At 38.6% G+C, this 19,109-nt stretch carries 19 protein-coding genes; 9 read left to right on the top strand and 10 right to left on the bottom strand.

The features are described from left to right. The first annotated feature begins 111 nt into the window (after window positions 1-111). Window positions 112-1,494, top strand: a complete 1,383-nt coding sequence (locus NST91_RS02385) for a Glu/Leu/Phe/Val family dehydrogenase (RefSeq protein ID WP_341329851.1) — start codon at window positions 112-114, stop codon at window positions 1,492-1,494. Window positions 1,495-1,605: 111 nt separating this feature from the next. Here NST91_RS02385 and NST91_RS02380 read toward each other — a convergent pair whose 3' ends face one another. Next, window positions 1,606-3,312: a DUF2207 domain-containing protein gene (locus NST91_RS02380; protein ID WP_341329850.1), complete on the bottom strand. Its 1,707-nt coding sequence runs from the start codon at window positions 3,310-3,312 to the stop codon at window positions 1,606-1,608. A gap of 254 nt (window positions 3,313-3,566) precedes the next feature. Between NST91_RS02380 and NST91_RS02375 the strand changes: the two genes are divergently transcribed. The 3 genes from NST91_RS02375 (at window position 3,567) to NST91_RS02365 (ending at window position 5,685) form a co-directional block, all read left to right on the top strand. Then, on the top strand, window positions 3,567-4,355 hold the full coding sequence (locus NST91_RS02375) for a Cof-type HAD-IIB family hydrolase (protein ID WP_341329849.1): 789 nt from the start codon (window positions 3,567-3,569) through the stop codon (window positions 4,353-4,355). A 197-nt stretch (window positions 4,356-4,552) separates the two neighbouring features. After that, window positions 4,553-5,308, top strand: coding sequence for a DUF2087 domain-containing protein (locus NST91_RS02370; RefSeq protein WP_341329848.1), 756 nt, complete (start codon window positions 4,553-4,555; stop codon window positions 5,306-5,308). 20 nt (window positions 5,309-5,328) lie between these two features. Next, the gene (locus NST91_RS02365; RefSeq protein WP_341329847.1) at window positions 5,329-5,685 is read left to right on the top strand and encodes a GIY-YIG nuclease family protein; all 357 of its coding nucleotides are present in this window, start codon (window positions 5,329-5,331) and stop codon (window positions 5,683-5,685) included. Between the two features lie 1,286 nt (window positions 5,686-6,971). Here NST91_RS02365 and NST91_RS02360 read toward each other — a convergent pair. Together NST91_RS02360 and NST91_RS02355 are read right to left on the bottom strand one after the other, a co-directional pair. Further along, a complete protein-coding gene (locus NST91_RS02360) occupies window positions 6,972-7,484 on the bottom strand; it encodes a YbaK/EbsC family protein (protein ID WP_341329846.1) in 513 nt (170 codons plus the stop codon). 116 nt (window positions 7,485-7,600) lie between these two features. Continuing rightward, entirely contained in the window at window positions 7,601-8,314 is a 714-nt protein-coding gene (locus tag NST91_RS02355; RefSeq protein ID WP_341329845.1) for a YwmB family TATA-box binding protein, read from the bottom strand. Between the two features lie 153 nt (window positions 8,315-8,467). On the opposite strand from NST91_RS02355, the gene NST91_RS02350 reads away from it, so the two are divergent. From NST91_RS02350 to NST91_RS02330, 5 genes are all read left to right on the top strand, one after another. Continuing rightward, on the top strand, window positions 8,468-8,860 hold the full coding sequence (locus NST91_RS02350; RefSeq protein WP_309101759.1) for a cytosolic protein: 393 nt from the start codon (window positions 8,468-8,470) through the stop codon (window positions 8,858-8,860). 103 nt (window positions 8,861-8,963) lie between these two features. Next, complete coding sequence (locus NST91_RS02345) at window positions 8,964-9,617, top strand: hypothetical protein (protein WP_341329844.1); 654 nt, start codon at window positions 8,964-8,966, stop codon at window positions 9,615-9,617. Window positions 9,618-9,751: 134 nt separating this feature from the next. Further along, window positions 9,752-10,246, top strand: coding sequence for a L,D-transpeptidase family protein (locus NST91_RS02340; protein WP_341329843.1), 495 nt, complete (start codon window positions 9,752-9,754; stop codon window positions 10,244-10,246). Between the two features lie 95 nt (window positions 10,247-10,341). Then, window positions 10,342-10,569, top strand: a complete 228-nt coding sequence (locus tag NST91_RS02335; RefSeq protein ID WP_341329842.1) for a hypothetical protein — start codon at window positions 10,342-10,344, stop codon at window positions 10,567-10,569. After that, window positions 10,559-10,810 (top strand): LexA family protein, encoded by a 252-nt coding sequence (locus NST91_RS02330; RefSeq protein WP_165918166.1) that lies wholly within the window; start codon window positions 10,559-10,561, stop codon window positions 10,808-10,810. Before NST91_RS02335 ends, NST91_RS02330 begins: the two co-directional genes overlap by 11 nt. Before the next feature lie 20 nt (window positions 10,811-10,830). Here the strand turns inward: NST91_RS02330 and NST91_RS02325 are convergent, their stop codons facing one another. The 7 genes from NST91_RS02325 to NST91_RS02295 all read right to left on the bottom strand — a co-directional run bounded on the left by NST91_RS02325 (window position 10,831) and on the right by NST91_RS02295 (window position 18,864). Beyond that, on the bottom strand, window positions 10,831-11,199 hold the full coding sequence (locus NST91_RS02325; protein ID WP_341329841.1) for a YkvA family protein: 369 nt from the start codon (window positions 11,197-11,199) through the stop codon (window positions 10,831-10,833). A gap of 168 nt (window positions 11,200-11,367) precedes the next feature. Then, a complete protein-coding gene (pepF, locus tag NST91_RS02320) occupies window positions 11,368-13,158 on the bottom strand; it encodes an oligoendopeptidase F (RefSeq protein WP_341329840.1) in 1,791 nt (596 codons plus the stop codon). A 156-nt stretch (window positions 13,159-13,314) separates the two neighbouring features. Continuing rightward, a complete protein-coding gene (gene lsrF, locus NST91_RS02315; RefSeq protein ID WP_341329839.1) occupies window positions 13,315-14,196 on the bottom strand; it encodes a 3-hydroxy-5-phosphonooxypentane-2,4-dione thiolase in 882 nt (293 codons plus the stop codon). A 71-nt stretch (window positions 14,197-14,267) separates the two neighbouring features. Further along, a complete protein-coding gene (gene lsrB / locus NST91_RS02310; protein ID WP_341329838.1) occupies window positions 14,268-15,353 on the bottom strand; it encodes an autoinducer 2 ABC transporter substrate-binding protein LsrB in 1,086 nt (361 codons plus the stop codon). Continuing rightward, a complete protein-coding gene (locus tag NST91_RS02305; RefSeq protein WP_341329837.1) occupies window positions 15,346-16,353 on the bottom strand; it encodes an ABC transporter permease in 1,008 nt (335 codons plus the stop codon). The genes lsrB and NST91_RS02305 overlap by 8 nt, the downstream gene beginning before the upstream one ends. An 8-nt stretch (window positions 16,354-16,361) precedes the next feature. Further along, entirely contained in the window at window positions 16,362-17,393 is a 1,032-nt protein-coding gene (locus NST91_RS02300) for an ABC transporter permease (RefSeq protein ID WP_341329836.1), read from the bottom strand. After that, window positions 17,356-18,864 carry a sugar ABC transporter ATP-binding protein gene (locus tag NST91_RS02295; RefSeq protein ID WP_341329835.1) on the bottom strand — a complete coding sequence of 503 codons (1,509 nt, stop codon included), beginning with the start codon at window positions 18,862-18,864 and terminating at the stop codon, window positions 17,356-17,358. The genes NST91_RS02300 and NST91_RS02295 overlap by 38 nt, the downstream gene beginning before the upstream one ends. Window positions 18,865-19,109 lie beyond the last annotated feature (245 nt).

The following is a 19,109-nucleotide window of genomic DNA, read 5'->3' as shown; positions in this document are numbered from 1 at the left end:
ATGTAGAGCAACGCTCCTATTCCTTGGGACAAGGGTACAGAGTCCCAGACCAACATTTACACCGTCTATATGTTACAATTATAGGTGTAATAACGCTTTCAACAAGGAGGAATGGAATTGAATAAAACAAAGTTGATTGTCCAAGAATCATTAGATGCATTAATGAAGGATGACACGTTTATTCCAGAGTTATCTGGGGAAACCCGTGAGCAAGCTTTTACCTCACTAGCCTCAATACTATCAACCCCGAATCATGTTCATAAGTCTTTTTTAAGAATCCCGTTAGAAAATGGTCAGGTGGTTCGTATCCCAGCCTACCGTGTCCAGCATAATAATGCGTTAGGTCCTTATAAGGGTGGAATCCGTTTTCACGAAACAGTCAACGAAGATGAAGTAATTAACCTTGCTTCTCTGATGACATTAAAGAATGCACTTCATGACGTTCCTTTTGGTGGAGGCAAAGGCGGACTCGTTATCAATCCTAGAACACTTTCCGAAAAAGAACTACATCTAATTTGCAAAAAATATGTTCGTTACTTTTCAGATAGTCTTGGTCCTGATAAAGATATTCCAGCACCAGATGTTGGTTCAGGTGAACGCGAGATGGATTGGATGATGGCAGAGTATAAAAGCATTCGACCTGGCACACCCTATCGCGGGAGTTTTACCGGAAAGAGCGTGGTTAATGGTGGTTCATTAGGACGACGAGAAGCTACCGGGAAAGGCGTCTATTTTACGTTCCGATATCTATTTCATGATTTTCTTCAAAATCAAAAGAGTCTACTTACGAAAACTGATAATGTGTTTTCAAATACAGTGGTCAAATTTGAAAACCAAGCCATGAGGCTCGCGGTGCAAGGCTTCGGTAATGTTGGCTCTGTCGCAGCTCTAGAGGCTTATCAATGTTCTCATTTACAAAATAAAGTTGTAGCTGTTAGTGACCGGAATGTTACTTTATTTAATGAGGACGGTTTAAACATCCCTTCTCTTGTAAAATTCACTAAGAGCAATAAAGGGGATCTCCCTATTTCTGATAAGGAGCTAGCTGCAGCTGGTGTCAAGGCTGAAATTCTTGACCGAGAGGCTATCCTTTATTTAGAAGTAGATACTCTGATTCTCGCTGCTTTAGAGGATCAAATCCATAAGAATAATATGGAGAAAATTAAAGCACCTATTATTTTAGAGGGTGCGAATGCCCCTATAACACAGGAAGCAGACAATTTCTTAAGTAAAAAAGGTGTCCTGATTATACCGGACATTCTTGCAAACGCAGGTGGCGTTATCGTTTCTTACCTAGAGTGGCTACAGGGTCGTGAAACACAATTTTATTCCGAGGAAGAAGTGTTCAGTCAGCTATTGAATAAAATGAAGGCAACATTGGATGCAATCTTACCGACCTTCTTTGGGGACTCATTCACCCTGCGTCAAAACTGTTATATTCATGCCGTCACAAGACTATCTACTGTCCTATATCGACAGGGAAAATTATATTGAGATTAGTTAATGCGGTAGCCCGTGGGCTACCGCTTTTATTTTGTGGGTCAGAGGGACAGGTACAGTGTCCCTGTAAAAATATGGTGGGACGCGGAACCTGTCCCTGTGTCCCTAAAACGCTCCAGAACCGCCTCCGCCACCACCGGTTCCACCACCGCCTGTGCTGCTCGAACTGCTGCTTCCACTTCCAATGAGTTCATTGGCAGAATCAAAGTGGGTTGAGGCATTTGGTCCAACATAGCCAAATGAGGCTACTGAATAAGGATAAAAACCAGTGCTATTATTGTAATAAGGCTTAGTGATTGCGGATATCAGATCCTCGTTCTGCTTTTTCATTTCCTTGTCTCCCATACCAAATCCGTAAATATAGGCACGCATCTGGTCATCTTCTGACCATTTTTTCCATTCATCCGATGACAATGTTTTGTATCTCTCTTTGAACAGTAACCATTCATGGTAAATTCGCAAACCATCTATATTTTTTGGTCGATAAGCAATCAAATAGATGATGATTCCTCCAAACAAAATCAAATCCAAAACAAACCAAGAAAATAACTCATACATTGGGAACAAGATTAAAAATGGAACCAGTAAAATGCTTAACAGCCCAAGAACCAATTTGAACTTTGATTTATCCTCATAGAGATTGCGTTCCTTAATTTCGTTTCGAATTGACTCGCCCCATTTCAGTTGGAAGCCTGAGTAACTATCAGAGTTCTTCTTGTTTTTTGAATAATCTTCTAGGTCTTTAAAACTAAACTCCCCATTTTGGCCGATTTTTTCAAATAACCACTCCATTAAGATGTTCTCATGTGGCAGTGCCCCGGACTGATTCATAAGCTGAAATTTTTCATCCGTCACCTGTCTAACCATTTTCTTTCTCACCAAATCCAATAACGCAGCTGCCATCGACTGCCCTTGCGGTAAATAATTGTAGTTAGTAAAACGGATAGTTGCAGGCAAGCTAAGATCCTGTTTCGGGAGTGCACCCGGATTTGTCATCTCCCTTTTTACCATAGCTAACTTTGCTCGACCTTCCATCCGATTTCGAATCATTATGATCAAAAAGACTAATGCCAAAAGCGGTACTAACACAATCGCTACCTTAGATAGAGTGTCTTGTGTCTCTGTCCATTCCTGCGCTTCTGCAAGTAGTTCATTTTTGGCATTCATAATTTCTGCTTTCATCGGTTTATCAGAGGTTACATAGCCTGCTCCAGAAAAAAGATTTACATCATAAGCAATTCGAATATCTCCATTTGTTTCACTCGGAACCTCTCCGAACTGATAGACAACAGAGCCGTCCGATTTCACAGTTTCCTTTTGAAATGCCTCATCATACCCGAAGGCAATCACGTCGTTTGTTGATTGTGGCGGACGAACTGTGATAACGAGGTTTTCATAAGTTGCCTCATTCCGACTATCAAAAAATGGCCAATAAAATTGGGCTACATCCTCGTAGATTTCTAAGCCCTTTTCAATCGTATAGGTAAGTGTGACTGTTATTGTCTCGTCCTCACCCTTACGATAAATTTTATAAAGTTCATCTTCCTTTTTTACTCGTAACTCCGCTCCATTTTCAGTAGCGGAAAAGTCCTTAATCGTACTTCCTTCCTTCGGGATGACAGTCCTTGTTATCCCGTTAAACTCACCATCAAATTCATATGTATGTGTTTCTGTTACGTGAACAGTACCATCATCCTGCAACTGCGCATCCATTTTTACATCATTGATCCAAAAATCGACCGCGAAACCTTGCATCGGAAAAAGTAAAAGGAATACTAGTAATAATATGATGCCTCCCATTTTTGCACGCATGCCGTCCCCTCCTTCATACTTATGAATACGAATAAACACCCCATATGGTTTCAAACTAACGTGGTATACTATTATCAAATTCCTTTTGGCGTATTTGCCGCCCGATTTTTCAAGCAAACTCGAATCCTTGAAAAATCGTGGCATCCGCCGGAGGCTTTACCTTTATTCATTAAGTTTGAACCTCCACTATGAATTAATTCTCTAACTGTATGAAACGGCATGAACGCTGAATAAAGTTAAAAAGGAGAAAATAAATGCCTGATATAAAAATTGTCTTTCTTGACATAGACGGAACGATTTTGCGACCGGACGATACCATTGAAGAATCCACCAAGGAGGCGGTTACCCACCTTCAGCAAAATGGAATTGAAGTATTTCTCGCGACTGGTAGACCGCTTCATGAAATAACGGATATTGGAGATGAACTTTCAATTTCATCCTATATTGCATATAATGGTGCTTTTGCCATTCATCGTGGTGTAACACTGTTTAATGAACCACTTCCAGCTAGCTTAGTTGACAACCTTTTACATACGACCAAGGAAAATAATTACGATATTGTTCTATATACTCAAAATAAAAATATCTTCACTAGCATGGATTCTAACATTGTAAAAGAGTTCATCGAAACCTTCCATCTAAGGAAAAATGCGCTATACGATGACACTAAAAAAGACGAAATTCTAGGTTCGACGATTATTACGACTGAGGAACATTCAGAAAAATGGTTCGAACATATCGATGGGATTCACCTCTCCTCGGTTAATGTGGATGGTATGAGAACATGTCACGATGTCATTCGTGATGAAGTAAACAAAGGGGTTGCGGTAAAAGCTGTGTTAGCTTCACTTCACATATCAACTGAACAAGCGGCTGCTTTTGGAGATGGCATGAATGACAAAGAAATGTTGTCAGCAGTCGGTTCTGGATTTGCCATGGGAAATGCCAATCCCGATTTATTTTCCTATGCAAAATATAAAACAACGGATGTCGAGAATTCCGGCGTATACAACGGATTAAAACAGCTAGGGCTAATTGAATAAATGAAAAGACTAGGATAAATAGATCCTAGTCTTTTTTGCATATAGTTAAACTTTCACACAAAATGTTTACTTTTATACAAACAACCATATAAAGTGTTTGACTTTTAGCTAGGGACACTATAAAATTTTGATTAAAAGATAAACATTTTTCAAAAGTGTTTGTTCTATATCAAACGTTGAACGGATGTGTTTAAGTAATGGATATGTCGGAAAATTTTTGGAATGCCTCACTAGATGAACTTAAAAAGGGGTATATCCAAGAGTCAGATTCATATGTCTGCCTTTTATGTGGCGAGAAAATAGAAAAGGGGGTCATATATCCTCATGAAAAAGTTCTTTATGAGGCGGAGAGGTATATGCGTCTTCATATCGAAGCGACCCATCAATCTGTATTTGATTATTTAATCGAACTTGATAAAAAACTTACGGGTCTTACGGATCATCAAAATCAGCTGCTTCGTCTATTCTACCAAGGAAAAAGCGATAAAGAAGTTCAAGCCGAAATGGGGATTGGCAGTACTTCTACAATTAGACATCATCGTTTTGCATTGAAAGAAAAAGAACGCCAAGCTAGGACCTTCTTAGCCATCATGGAGCTACTAAAAGAAAAAGATCAACACGCACCAGCCTTTGTTCCCCCTCATAAAACAGCGACAATGGTTGATGATCGATATGCTGTTACAGAGCAGGAGCAACAAGAAATCATTGAAAAGTTTTTACCAGAAGGGATAAATGGTCGACTACTAAAATTCCCGCCAAAAGAAAAACAAAGACTGATTGTTTTGCGAGAAATAACAAAACAATTCGATAGTAACATCACATACACAGAAAGAGAAATCAACCAGATATTAAAAGGATTGTATGATGATTATGTATTGATTCGAAGATATTTAATTAGTTATGGATTTTTAGAACGAAAGAAAGATGGCAGTCAATATTGGCTGAAACAATAAGAAGAAAGTGAGTGTCTACTATGGATCGAAAGAAAGTATTGAAACAGCAATATAAAGAAACGCCAATTGAAGCTGGTGTTTATCAAATAAAAAACAACCAAAATGGGAAGCTTTTCATCGGAAGCACGAGAAACTTTAAAACTTTAAACGGGTTAAGGTTCAGTTTAGAATCAGGTTCAGCCTCACCTACGAACCAAGCGCTCCAAGTAGATTGGAATCATTACGGCGCAAGTGCATTCAGTATTGAGATACTAGAAAAACTCAAAAAGAAGGACGATCCCTATTACAATGAAAAAGAAGCATTACAAGAACTCGAAAACAAATGGTTAGAACACTTCCAACCATACGGGGAACGAGGATACAACAAGAAAAAATAATGGGACACAAGGACAGGTCCGTTGTCCCCGTAAAAATATGGTATGGCGATACAATCCTATTTTCCAACTATTTGTTGTCACATAAAAAGAGCTTGAGTCGGGTGGTGCACCCCAGAAGTTAGAGTTGAAAATCTAACTTTGTGGGGTCACCACCTCACCAAGCTCTTTTTTTCATTTAGTTACGGAATGTGATGAGATAATCTCCTCATCATCAATGGTATCAAATACTTCAATGAAGAGATAAGTAGGCTTTTCATTTGTTTAAACGCCGCTTCTAATTTTGGAGAGATTACCTTATGTGCGGATTTGGCATCTTGTTTGGTATCCCAATAGTTTACTTCATTATATTTACCAGGAGTATCATCAAAAAAATAGACATTCCCTCTATAATGATGAGGATTTCTTTGGACCTACAGTCGCGGTTTCCCCTTCATATCCACGATGAAGAGGATTTCTCTGGGGCTACCGTCGCGGTTTCCTCTTCATATCCCCGATGAAGAGGATTTCTCACGATTTACCGACTTGGTTTCCCCTTCATAACCCTGATGAAGAGGATTTCTCACGATTTACCGACTTGGTTTCCCCTTCATAACCCCTATGAAGAGGATTTCTCACGATTTACCGACTCGGTTTCCCCTTCATCACCCCGATGAAGAGGATTTCTCACGATTTACCGTCGCGTTTTCCTCTTCATATCCCCGATGAAGAGGATTTCTCACGATTTACCGACTTGGTTTCCCCTTCATATCCCCGATGAAGAGGATTTCTCACGATTTACCGACTTGTTTTCCCCTTCATAACCCCCATGAAGAGGATTTCTCCTGATCCACCGACTCAATTTCCCCTTCATAACCTCAATGAAGAGGATTTCTCACGATTTACCGACTCGGTTTCCCCTTCATATCCCTGATGAAGAAAATTTCTATGGATCTACCGTCGCGTTTTCCTCTTCATATCCCCGATGAAGAGGATTTCTCACGATTTACCGACTCGGTTTCCCCTTCATAACCTCGATGAAGAGGATTTCTCACGATTTACCGACTCGGTTTCCCCTTCATAACCCCCATGAAGAGGATTTCTATGGATCTACCGACTCGGTTTCCCCTTCATAACCTCAATGAAGAGGATTTCTCCCGATTCACCTACTCGGTTTCCCCTTCATAACCCCGAAGATTTGGATTTCTCCCCATCCACCTACTCGATTTCCCCTTCATAACCTCAATGAAGGGGATTTCACTAATCCTGTAAAAAAATGGTGGGACGAGGGACCTGTCCCTCTGTCCCACCTATTTGTTATGTACGGCCTCTTTTTGTTCGGTTTGTTCGGGTTGCCAGCCTTTGGATACGTCGACCCATTGTTTTGCTTCGGAGTATTGGAATAGTTCGTCACAGGTTAGTTCAATAGCAGAATTGATACTGCCGCATGCTGGAAATACGGTCGTAAAGCGTTTTAAGGACTCGTCCAAGTAAACGTCAAGATTGTTTGCCAAGCCAAACGGGCATACACCACCTATGACATGTCCGGTTTGTTCGACTACTTCTTCTGCAGACAGCATTCTTGCCTTAAACCCAAAGGTATTTCGAAATTTTTTATTATCAATTTTCGCATCCCCTGCTGCTACAACTAAAATGGCAGCATCCTCTTTTCCCCGAAAGGAAAGAGTTTTTGCAATCCGTTCAGGGGCAACGCCGATTGTATCAGCAGCCTGATCAACGGTTGCACTTACAGAATCAAACTCCATCACATCTTTTTCACGGTTCCACTTTTTGAAATGATCTTTTACACTCTCAAGTGACATTTAGTTTCATCCTTTCTTCGAAGTTTATTCTATTAATTTAGCATACAATTTGAAAAAGTCACAAAATATGCTCTTCCATTTAAAAATAGCTTGGAAACTAGCCCAAGCTACTTATTCTAATATTCGGTTGTAATTATTGGTGTTCCAATCGTTACGTCGATTTCATTTTTATCTGTATCTGCTCGTAAGCCTAGTTGAAGATTAATTTTTTCTTGTTTTGCTGTTAACAATTCAGATTCGAAAACCTCCGAGTAAGCTGATACCGACACAAATTTCTTTTCTTGTAGCTGTTCCACCATCTTTGCATTCACATCTCCAACCATCTTCTCGGCTACCTCATCTAATTGGTTTGATTTGGATCTCATAACACCGGAGACTGTATAAAAAGTATTTCTTTCCACGAAAGTTTCACTCACCCATTCAACATGGTCTGCAGTAAGCTGATTCCCTTTTGCTTCATTCGTGATAGCGATTTCGTATTTATCATTGGATTTATAAGCTTTTAGCTTAATTGACTCCGTAATTCCGTTATCATTTTCTTTTAATCCTTGCCAAACATAATGGCTGTTTTCTTCTTTAAGAATGCTTTTCCACTTATATGAACCATGATCACTCATGAATTTTTCAATCTGTTGTTTCATTTCATGTACATTATTTGCTTGTCCAACCTTATCTCGAGATAAGGCCATCCAAGATGAAATTTCAATTTCATTTTTATCGGCAATTTCTTTTATATCCACTAAATCGTTTTTTTGAATGATTTCTTCCTGATTATTATAAAATCCTGCTAAAATTCCCAACGATAAGATTAATGCAATTGTCATTTTCATTTTGTCCCTCACCTCCTTAACAAGGATAGCCAGGGTGATTAGGTTCTATACCTGAAAATCTAGTAATCTTAAAAATCGATTAATTTTCTTTTAGCTGTTTTACTTTTTATATTTTTAGTACAATCTAAAGATGAGCCTAAGGAGGTGTTATCTTTGAAATCAATTACTGTTTCATTTCATAAAGAAGATGCTGTTGAAGCAATGAAAGTCGGTATCCTCGAGGAAGACGATTTTAACCGTGTGACTGAAGGTGGTACGCGACACTTATTTGAGCTTGACACAAATATTGGTTTTTTTGTCTTTTTCGATGGTGCGGATGCCGAGGGAAATATACATTATCTTGCCCTGCAGTATGAAGAAGATAGTGAAGAACCTACATACTGTTTCTCATTTGAGCTTAAGGACTTTTATGAATTTATGGCATTGTACCTTAATGACCTTGAGTTTTCAGATGAAGAATCGGAAGACGAAGAGCAAGAGTATGGACCCATCCATCACCTCGCTCACCTGCTATATCATATCGTTGAAGATGCAAAACAAGCGTAAAAGGAAGGCCACAGCAATGTGGTCTTTTTTCCTTTTCAAACAGCTGAAAATATGAAAAAATAGATATATAGAAAATAATGTAAAAACCAAGGTTGGTGATTATTTGTTTGTAGATATCTTTTTTTCGATTGTTTTCATACTTGGTGTGTATTATTTGATTCAATACAGAATCAGTATTAAAAAGGCAGTCGATTTTTCAAAAGAAGCCCTTTACCCGCAAACGGAAGAGGAGTTCCGTGGCATCCTTATCCCGAATGAGTTTAAGGAAATGGAGCCCCTTTCTAAATCAACAAGATCTTATAAAATTGTCAAATGGGGAACGACTGCTATAATCATCGTTCTCATAGGGCTATTAATTGTTATTCTTACAACAGATTACTTAGGATCTTCCTTTTTTTCATTGGCATATTTCTTTTTTGCACTCATTAGTGCAGTTCGCCACCGTGGAAACCTCTTTTTATTACCAAAAGGTATTATCCTTCAGGGCCGATATTTTTCTTATAGCCGAGTCAAGGAATATGAAGTCGAGCGAATTGTCCGTTGGCATGATTTGTACGGGATTGAAGACCGATTAAATTTTAGCTATAAGTTAACGATTAAGGTAAAAAGTATTTTTCCATTCCTCAATTTCGTTGTTGTTGAAAATGAAGAACATCTTGATAAAATCATTGAATTACTTGAGACAAACGGCATTCCCGGAAAAAGAAAAGCAGACCAAACGCAACAAACAACTCCAACTATTTCATCCAAATCATAATACACGAGGCCTTGTAGCCTGGTGTATTTTTATTCCTCTTAACAGAGGATTGGCTTGTTGGACCACAGGTACAGACTCTTTTCCTTCGTTAATTAATATGATGAATGTACGTAGTAAATAAGGAGGTATTCCTGTTGAATCATACCGTAAAACCTGGTGAAACACTGAATCAAATCGCCAGAGATTATCGGAAACCACTTTTTGAAATCATTCGAGCAAATCCTTCCATTAACCCCAATCTGATTTATCCAGGTCAATCCATTATTATTCCAGGTTTCCCAGACCCCTCAACAATTCCCTTTAAAATTGAGATTTCTACTCAGAACCGTCATTTACGCTTACTGAAAAATGGAGTCTTACAAAAACAATACCCAATTGCGGTTGGCCGTATGCTTCATTCCACACCTATCGGAAACTTTATCATCATCAATAAAGCCCCGAATCCTGGTGGACCGTTTGGGACAATGTGGATGAGCTTATCAAAAGAACACTACGGAATCCACGGAACCAATGACCCGAGCTCTATCGGTAAATTCGTTTCAAAAGGTTGCATTCGAATGTATAACCATGATGTTGAGGAACTGGCACGAACCATTCCAATCGGTACCCCTGTTTTCATACATCCTTGATTTAAAAGCGAGTCTCCAAGACACGAATAAATGTTCTGGTTTATGTTGATAATAGAATATATGTTCGTATATAATATAAGAAAGGAGATGATTACATGCGCGGGATTTTACAACGAGCCCTTTCTCAACACACACCAATCGAAATCATCTATATGTCTCAAAACGGCATACTTACACAACGCCTAATCAAGGTTTACGAAATCAATGAACATACCATCAAGGCTTATTGCTTGCTTCGTCATAAAAAAAGAACTTTTAAAATAGAAAGCATATTATCTGCAGATGTACCCAGGAAAAAAGGAGTTGTTAAGTTTGCAAATTAGAACACTACAAATGCGAATGGAGGACACCGAACAGGAATTACTTCAACAAATTGAAAAATATATGAAGAAATTCCACAAAGCTCCGACGATACGTGAACTTTCTAGACTCTGTACTTCGGTGAGCTCAACAAGCACAATTAAAGCATATCTGGATCGCCTTAAAGAAAAAGGAGTCCTGCATTATGAACCCAAAACACCACGATCCATCACTCTAAAAAAAGAACTACCCCAGGCTAAATAAGGGTAGTTCCTTTCTACTTTCTAGAGTTTTTCATCCACTTCTGAAGTATCGACATCTTCACCAAACCAGTCAACTAACTTTGCTTTTGCCTTTGCTTTGACATTGTCATCAATATGGATTGCCACTTGGAATAATGCTACACCTAAGGCACCTAAATCATCGGTAAAGCCGATACCTACTGCAAGGTCTGGAATGAGATCCACTGGAAAAATAAAATACCCCAACGCAGCAAGAATCGTCACCCTTGCTTTTGCAGGCAAATCAGGTTTTTGAAGGACATAATAAAGCAATAATGCCGTATATACGACTGAATGGCCCGCTCTTAATGCAAACTTTTTAAGTTTTTCCCAAAATTTATCGTCTGAATAATGCTTTTCCATTTCATCCATTTGAATCCCCCATTTTAAATGATCAGAATCCTTTACTACTATTGTACTACATAGGCGAATAAATGAATCATTGTACAAGCTTTAAAATTTCACTTTCCTTATCTTATGCCTGAAATCCATTTTTACACAAAAAAACCTAGCCAAAATGACTAGGTTAAAACGTTTTGATCAAAAACTTCTTTCAAGCTCATCTATCAATGAACCAACATAGGCAACTGCTTTCTTAATTGGTTCCGGTGTTGACATATCAACACCTGCAAGCTTCATCAACTCAAGTGGTTTCAGTGTTCCACCTGCTTTTAATGCAGATAACCAGCGGTCGACTGCGGGTTGGCCTTCCTCTTGAATCATTTGGGATGCAGCTGTTGAAGCAGTCAGACCAGCAGAATACGTATATGGATATAGACCCATGTAATAATGTGGCTGACGCATCCATGTTAAAGCAGCGAGCTCATCCATTACTACATCATCGCCCCAGAATGTCGACAGCAACTCTGTTTTTTGTTCACATAAAAGTTTTGCTGTAATCGGGGTTCCTTTATCAGCCAACTCATAGATACGACGTTGTAATTCACCTTCTAATATATGGGTAACGAAATTGTGGTAGTAGGTGCCTAATGATTGTAAAATCACCCAGCGCTTCATCCGTTCATCATTGGAATGCGAAAGAATATGTCTGCTCAACAGCATCTCATTCATTGTTGATGGCGCCTCGATAAAATAACGTGAAGGACGGTTGTTTGAGATGCGTTGATTACGCCCCGCTAGCACAAAGTGACCAGCATGTCCCAATTCATGTGCAAGAGTATACGTATTTCGCATGGAATTATTCCATGTCATCAATATATATGGGTGGGCTCCATACGGGCTCGAACAAAATGCACCCGATCGTTTCCCAATATTATCTGCTAAATCGACCCAACGATTATGAATGCCCCCTTCCATAATTTTACTATATTCCGGCCCCATAACCTGGATGGCATCAAGAACATACTTTGAAGCCTCCTCATACGTTACCTCTGGGTCAAAGTCTGGATCAAGCGGAGCCTTTAAATCACTATAATACATTTTTTCAAGCCCTAATACGCGTTGCTTTAATTTAGCAAGGCGTCGCATATGGGGTGCTAATTCCGTTTGAATGGTATGTAACTGATTATGGTACATTTCCTTTGTAACCTGTTGTTCATCAAGTAGCATATCTGTTACAGATTCATAACCACGTAAGCGCGCTTCAATGACTTGCTTTTTTACCTCTGTGGCTAATGTCGCAGCATAGGTATTTTTATATTTATCCAAAGTTTCAGCAAAAGCTGCAGAAGCCTTACGGCGCAATTCCGTATCAGGAGAATCCTCATATTTTGGGAATGAGTTAAAAGTAAGTGGATGTTCGATCCCATTATCCGTCTTAAATGCTGAAAACTGCATATCTGAAGTTTTGCTTCTTTGGTAAATCATATATGGAGAATCCATCACCTCACCAAACGCAGCTAAAACTTCCTCTGCATCAGGGGATAGTGTGTATTCCTTTGCCTCTGAGATATCCGATAACGTTTTTATGAACTCTTGTAATCCCTCTTCCTCTTTTATGTATGATTGGATGGTTTCTGATTCTAATGCAAGTAGCTCTGACTTTATAAATGATATACTCGCACTTACACTGGAGACCAAGGATGCGGCCCTGGCAGCATTTGTTTGATAAACGGAATTCGTACCGTCTACCGACATATGTAAATCTGCATAACTCACAACACGCATAATTCTTTCCTGAAGTGCGTCATTTGCTAATAAGCAATTAAGTAAGTTCTTAGCACTCTTCCCAACAGTCCCCTTAAATTGAGTTACGGTTTGGATGTCAATTTCAACAGACGAAAGCTCTCTCTCCCATGCCTCATCTGTTTCAAATAAATCTTGTAGGTTCCATGTTTGCTCAACAGGTACTTCTGAACGTAATAATGCCATTTAAATTTCCCCTCTCTTGTAAAATGTTTCGCAAATCGAAATATACATAAATTATATCGTACTAATTTAAAAAGTTAAAATATTTTCTAAAAGGACAAACAAAAATCAAGCTTTTACCCTTATCCAGGCAGAAGCTTGATTTCTAATAAATTAGCATTATTGATTCGTTAAATCTATGAAAAACTCATATGCTTCCTTATCCGTATATCCTTCATGCACAACCTTTCCCACTGCCTGAATCATTTCTTCAGGGTAATCTGATTGGAAAATGTTTCTTCCCATGTCAACTCCGGCCGCACCACCTTGGATAGAATTGTACGCCAACGAGAGTGCGTCTTTTTCAGGAACTTTCTTTCCACCCGCAACTACTAATGGTACAGGACAAGCAGATGCTACCTTATCAAAGTCCTCACAATAATAGGTTTTGACTATTTGCACACCAAATTCTGCTAACATTCTAGTTGCTAAGAGGAAAAATTGGGTTGTGCGTTCCATCTCCTTCCCGACAGCAACAACACCCATAGTTGGTATTGAGTACCTAGTTCCTAAATTGACTGCTTTATTTAGTTGTTCAATTGTTTCCTTTTGCCCCTCTGCCCCGATGAAGGTTTGGATGGCTATCGCACTTGCGTTCATTCGAATTGCATCCTCAATATCAACAACCATCGATTCGTGACTCAAGTCATCCTGCAATACACTTGAGCCTGAGGACGCCCGGAGTGCTATTGATTTATTAAAGGTTGGGGGGACACTACTTCTGATTGCCCCTCTAGTTCCCATTAAGCAATCAGCATAATTTGCTAATTTCGGAATAAGGATATCTAATCTTTCTAAGCCTGATGTTGGTCCCATAAAATATCCATGGTCGAAAGCCAACATGACTGTCTTTTGACTTTTAGGATTAAAAATTCTTGATAATCGATCTTTCATTCCCCAATCTAAATTAGCTGCTCCTTTCACATGAAAGTTACCATTATTGGCAAAAGGAGTTTCTTCTAAAAATTTCTTTGCAGCTTTGTTTCCAATTACATCAGCCATTTTTTCTTCCTCTCCTTACAAGATATCTAGAATCGTATCGATAGTAATAAGCGAAATTTTGTTATAAGGTTTTAGAAATCATAGTCTCCTGTATTATCCTTCGTGAATACGATTCTTTCAGGTAATACAATAATTCCGGAATCTTCTGCCTCGTACTCATAGCCTTGAACAGAATTTGGTTCTACTTTTACTTCCCCTAGTTCCGGAACATCTACAGTGTCACCTACTTTTAGTTCATTTCCTTGAGCTAAATAGTATGCAATGTAGACTGCGAGAGCCCCTTGGTCTTTTACGTCCCATAAACCGTGGTTTTCGATCGTATCATTTTCAATATACTGTCTCATAGAATTTGGAGATGCAAATCCAGTAATGATTACATCCTCCTTATTTAGTCCTTTATTTTGTGCCGCTTGTGCCATTGCAGGTAAAGCAGTAGAGTCAGGACAAATAATAATATCGATGTCAGGATATGAATCTAGAATACTTTCACCCACTTGGAGAGATTTTTGTTCATTCCCATCACCAAATTGTGTTGTTACAACTTCCCAGTTAGGATATTTTTCTTTTATATATTTATTCGCATAATCAACCCATGAATTCTGATCAGGCACAGTTGGACTTGAATAGAACCATGCAATCTGTTGTGCTTCATCGGGATTTTCAAGCTGACGTGCTGCCATGTCAACTAGCATTGCACCAAGGATGTCAGGTGTACCTTGATTGATATATGCAGTTCGATATTTCGGGTCAACATCTGAATCCCAAGTAACAACTTTAATTCCTGCATCTAATGCCTTTTGTAAAGCTTGATTTAATCCATCAGAGGTAACTGATGATATCGCAATTGCATCAGCACCACTATTGACCGCACTATTAATAATCTGCACCTGATTTGCAACTGTTCCCTCCGGTGCGCCATCATATTTCACCTTAAATCCTATCTTTTCAGCCATTTCTTGTGCACCGTCATTACCTGATTCAAAGAATGCATTCCCAGTCATTTTTGGAATAAAAACGACTTCAATGTCACTTGCATCTTTTTCTCCGCCAGAACCATTTTCTGTACTTTTGCCAGAATCTTCACCGCTACAGGCTGCTAATAACAATGTGGAAAGAGCCACTCCCGTTAATAGTTGAAAAAACTTGGATTTACGCATGTAGATTTCCCCCTCTGTCCTTTTTAATCGTTAAAAATCTTTTTACCTTGGACTTGAATCCTGGAACACCTAAGAATGCAACCGAAGTGATTAAGAGCAATCCTGTAGCTAAGCCTATATATTGTGTTTGAACTCCTCCCATTTGCAATCCTAGCTTTAAGAAACCAACAACTATGCTTGCAAGTGCAGTGCCGATAACACCCCCTTTACCTCCAGTTATTAATGTTCCTCCTAGGACAACAGCTGTTAAAATTGGCATTAAATACTCCGCACCAAAATCAGCTCGAGAACTTCCCAAATACGATGTTAAAATTACACCCGCAATACCTGCGCTTAACCCTGATAAAATATAAGTACTTGTAATAATCTTCCTAGTATCGATACCTGAATAATCCGCTGCGTTCTGATTAATCCCAGTTAAATAGACATATCTCCCATATCTCGTTCTATGAAGTAGAATATAGGCAATCACTAGTATTACAAGAAAGAGGATAACGGAATGTGGTATTCCAAGAATTTTTCCATTTGCTAGATTTATAAACTCTTGTGAAAATCCAGAAATTCCCTCATATGTGCTTGTTCCCGATAAACCAACTAATACAATTGCAATTCCACTATATAAAAGCATCCCGCCTAGCGTTATAACCATGGCCTGAACTTTGGCATATGCGATAAGTACTCCATTCAGCAAACCACAGAGTCCTCCAACTAGTACTGCTAATAGGGCGGCAATCCAAATATTCATTCCAACAAATTGTGCTAGCATACCTGTTACTACAGAAGTTAGCCCGATAATAGATCCCCCTGAAATATCGATACCACCTGTAATAACGACAAATGTCACAAAAAAAGCAATGATGGCAATTCCCACAAAGTCATTAAAACTATTTAGAAGTACATTTAGATTCCAAAATCTCGGGTTAATTAAACCAAATATAATAATTTCACCAACTAATGTTAGTAAAAGGATCAAATTCCACTTCGGTATTTTTTTCAGCATCCCAGACTTCACACCTCCTCCTTTAAAGTTAGCACTCTCGCATTTAACCTTTCCTTTTTCGCCTTCTTATTAGCTCTACGGAAAATGAGGACATCAACTACGACAATAACGATCAATAGCGACCCTGAGATTGTGGCATTCCAAAATGCTGGAACTTTTAAGAATACTAAAGCTGAATTAATTGAACTCATAATAATGGCTCCAATCGCCGCACCAACTACAGAACCTATGCCACCGCTTAAGGAGACTCCTCCAAGAACAGCAGCTGCGATTACCGTCATCTCTATCCCTAATCCCGCAGTGGTTGAAATAAAACCAACCTGACTTGCAAAGATGAGTCCAGCTAAACTAGCTGAGATTCCGCAAATGACAAATGATATGATTTTATACCTTATTACGGGTATTCCCATTAATATAGCTCCATCCTCGTTATCACCAATCGCCGAGAAGTACCTCCCTTTCCTACTATTTGACAAGTAAAGATGTAGGATAATAACGGCTAAAATCACGATAATTCCTAATAGATTCATTCCCAGTAGATTAATCTGTGAGATTTGCTTGAAATTTGCAGGAAGATTTTCAATCCATTTTCCATCTGTGTATATTACTTGTACAACCCTTACAATTTCCAACATACCTAGAGTCATAATGAATGAAGATATTTTTAGTTTTGTAACCCCTATTCCATTGACTAAACCGATTAAAGCCCCAATGAAAATAGCTACAATAATCGCTAGAAAGATGCTTCCTCCGTCCCTTACAATCACACCGCTTACTGCAGCACTAAGTCCTAAAGTACCTCCAACAGAGATATCAATTTCTCCTGTCAATAGAACGAAAGTTAATCCAACCGCAAGGACTATATATAGCAAACTATTTTTCACAGAATTTAGTATGTTTTCCAAAGCAAGAAAGTCAGAGTTAACTATACCTACCAGCAAAAAAATAATAATCAAGAAGATAATGGTTCTAAATTCCCTATACTTCGTTATGCCAGTGATTTTAGACATGCCTATCACTTCTTCCTTTATATGTTCCAAATGCAGCACTCATCACATTTGTTGCATTAATCTCATCAAATCCAAGACAGTCCGCACACGTACCACGATATATGGCATATATTCGATCACTAATTCTTTCAATTTCTTCTAAATCTGAAGAGACCAACAAAATCGAATATCCATGTTTTTTTAGTTGTGTGATAATCGAATAAATATCACTCCTCGCTGCTGCATCAATTCCCCTTGTAGGTTCATCCATGATGATAAGTTGTGGATTTGTAGATAAAATCCGTGCTATGATTACTTTTTGTTGATTTCCGCCAGACAATGATTTAATTTCTTCATTTTGGCTACTTATTTTAATGCTTAACTTTTTAACATATTCATTTGTAATTGCTTCTTCCAAATTTTTATTTAGGAAAAATCCCTGATTTTTGATTACCTGTGCTGTGATATTACTACTTACCGAACTAATTGAAAAAGTTCCGTTTAAAAACCGGTCCTCCGGAATATAGGCTAAGCCACTTTCAATTGTTTCGTTTGCTGGTAAGTCCGTAATATCCTTTCCATTCAAATAAACTTTCCCGCTAGTTATTTTATTAATTCCATATATAGCCTCTGCAATTTCAGTTCTACCTGCCCCAACGAGTCCCGCAAGACCGACTACCTCTCCCTTATAAACATCGAAACTTATATTTTTAAAACCATCACCACAAATATTTTGGACCTTCAGGATCGGCTCTTCTTTTTCACGACTTATGAACCTTTTCCTAAACTCTTCTTTACCATTTCGTTCGCTTTCTTCTGGTAACAATCCGTTAATTAACATTTCTTTTGTAAAGTCATGGATTTCTCCTTTTAATGTCACTTTACCGTCTCGAAGAATGACTGCGTGTGTCGAAATCTGAAAAACCTCATCAAGTCTATGAGTGATATAAAAAACACCTACACCATCGGCCTTTAACTTCTCAATTAGCTCGAATAAGCTTTTCGTCTCTGCAAATGTTAGAGAAGATGTTGGTTCATCTAAAATAAGAATCTTCGCATTCCTTAGCAGACCTTTTATGATTTCTACTTGTTGCTGCTCAGCAATTGACAATGAATTTGCAAATCTATTCAAATCAAGATCCCAACCTAGTTGGTGAATTAATTTCTTTGCCTGCTCCCTTACCACTTGTTTTTTCCTATTTAACCCAATTGTGAGATTTTGCTCAACTGACATATTTGGAAATAATAAAGGTTCTTGAGGCACCAAATAGATTCCTTTTTCGTGTGCAATAGAGGGATTAAACTGGTTCACCTTCTCACCACTTACCTCTATACTTCCACTATCCGCTTTATAGACTCCTGTAAGTATCTTCATCAATGTACTCTTTCCAGCACCATTTCCACCGATAATCGAGATTACTTCAGATTCATAAATTTCTAGAGAGACACCCTTAAGGACTTCATTTTGGTTAAAAGTCTTATAGATATTGTCTAGCCTAACAAGCCTTTTTTTCACTTCCATAAAAACCCCCCCATGCCTACAAATCTCTCTATTTTTGTAATCGCTTTCTTTTAACGGTTTTAGATTGATTATCAAATGCGCCTTGGCGTATTTGCGCCCGGTTTTTTTCGAGCTCGCTCGAAAAACTACCCCTGAAAAATCGTGGCATCCGCCGGAGGCTTTCACTTTATTCAGTCGGGGTTTAAACCCACCACTGATTGAATACTCAAAATTTCATTCATCCCCCACTTATAGAAGTAGGGACT

The organism is Ferdinandcohnia sp. FSL W7-1320 (assembly GCF_038050315.1).
Taxonomy (GTDB): Bacteria; Bacillota; Bacilli; order Bacillales; family Bacillaceae_L; genus Ferdinandcohnia; species Ferdinandcohnia aciditolerans.
This window is presented reverse-complemented; position numbering and strand designations above follow the sequence as displayed.

Bases quoted from the DNA above. Each gene is read 5' to 3' on its own strand.
- NST91_RS02385 (WP_341329851.1), top strand. From the start codon at position 112: ATGGAATTGAATAAAACAAAGTTGATTGTCCAAGAATCATTAGATGCA.
- NST91_RS02380 (WP_341329850.1), bottom strand. From the start codon at position 3,312: ATGCGTGCAAAAATGGGAGGCATCATATTATTACTAGTATTCCTTTTA.
- NST91_RS02375 (WP_341329849.1), top strand. From the start codon at position 3,567: ATGCCTGATATAAAAATTGTCTTTCTTGACATAGACGGAACGATTTTG.
- NST91_RS02370 (WP_341329848.1), top strand. From the start codon at position 4,553: ATGGATATGTCGGAAAATTTTTGGAATGCCTCACTAGATGAACTTAAA.
- NST91_RS02365 (WP_341329847.1), top strand. From the start codon at position 5,329: ATGGATCGAAAGAAAGTATTGAAACAGCAATATAAAGAAACGCCAATT.
- NST91_RS02360 (WP_341329846.1), bottom strand. From the start codon at position 7,484: ATGTCACTTGAGAGTGTAAAAGATCATTTCAAAAAGTGGAACCGTGAA.
- NST91_RS02355 (WP_341329845.1), bottom strand. From the start codon at position 8,314: ATGAAAATGACAATTGCATTAATCTTATCGTTGGGAATTTTAGCAGGA.
- NST91_RS02335 (WP_341329842.1), top strand. From the start codon at position 10,342: ATGCGCGGGATTTTACAACGAGCCCTTTCTCAACACACACCAATCGAA.
- NST91_RS02325 (WP_341329841.1), bottom strand. From the start codon at position 11,199: ATGGATGAAATGGAAAAGCATTATTCAGACGATAAATTTTGGGAAAAA.
- pepF (WP_341329840.1), bottom strand. From the start codon at position 13,158: ATGGCATTATTACGTTCAGAAGTACCTGTTGAGCAAACATGGAACCTA.
- lsrF (WP_341329839.1), bottom strand. From the start codon at position 14,196: ATGGCTGATGTAATTGGAAACAAAGCTGCAAAGAAATTTTTAGAAGAA.
- lsrB (WP_341329838.1), bottom strand. From the start codon at position 15,353: ATGCGTAAATCCAAGTTTTTTCAACTATTAACGGGAGTGGCTCTTTCC.
- NST91_RS02305 (WP_341329837.1), bottom strand. From the start codon at position 16,353: ATGCTGAAAAAAATACCGAAGTGGAATTTGATCCTTTTACTAACATTA.
- NST91_RS02295 (WP_341329835.1), bottom strand. From the start codon at position 18,864: ATGGAAGTGAAAAAAAGGCTTGTTAGGCTAGACAATATCTATAAGACT.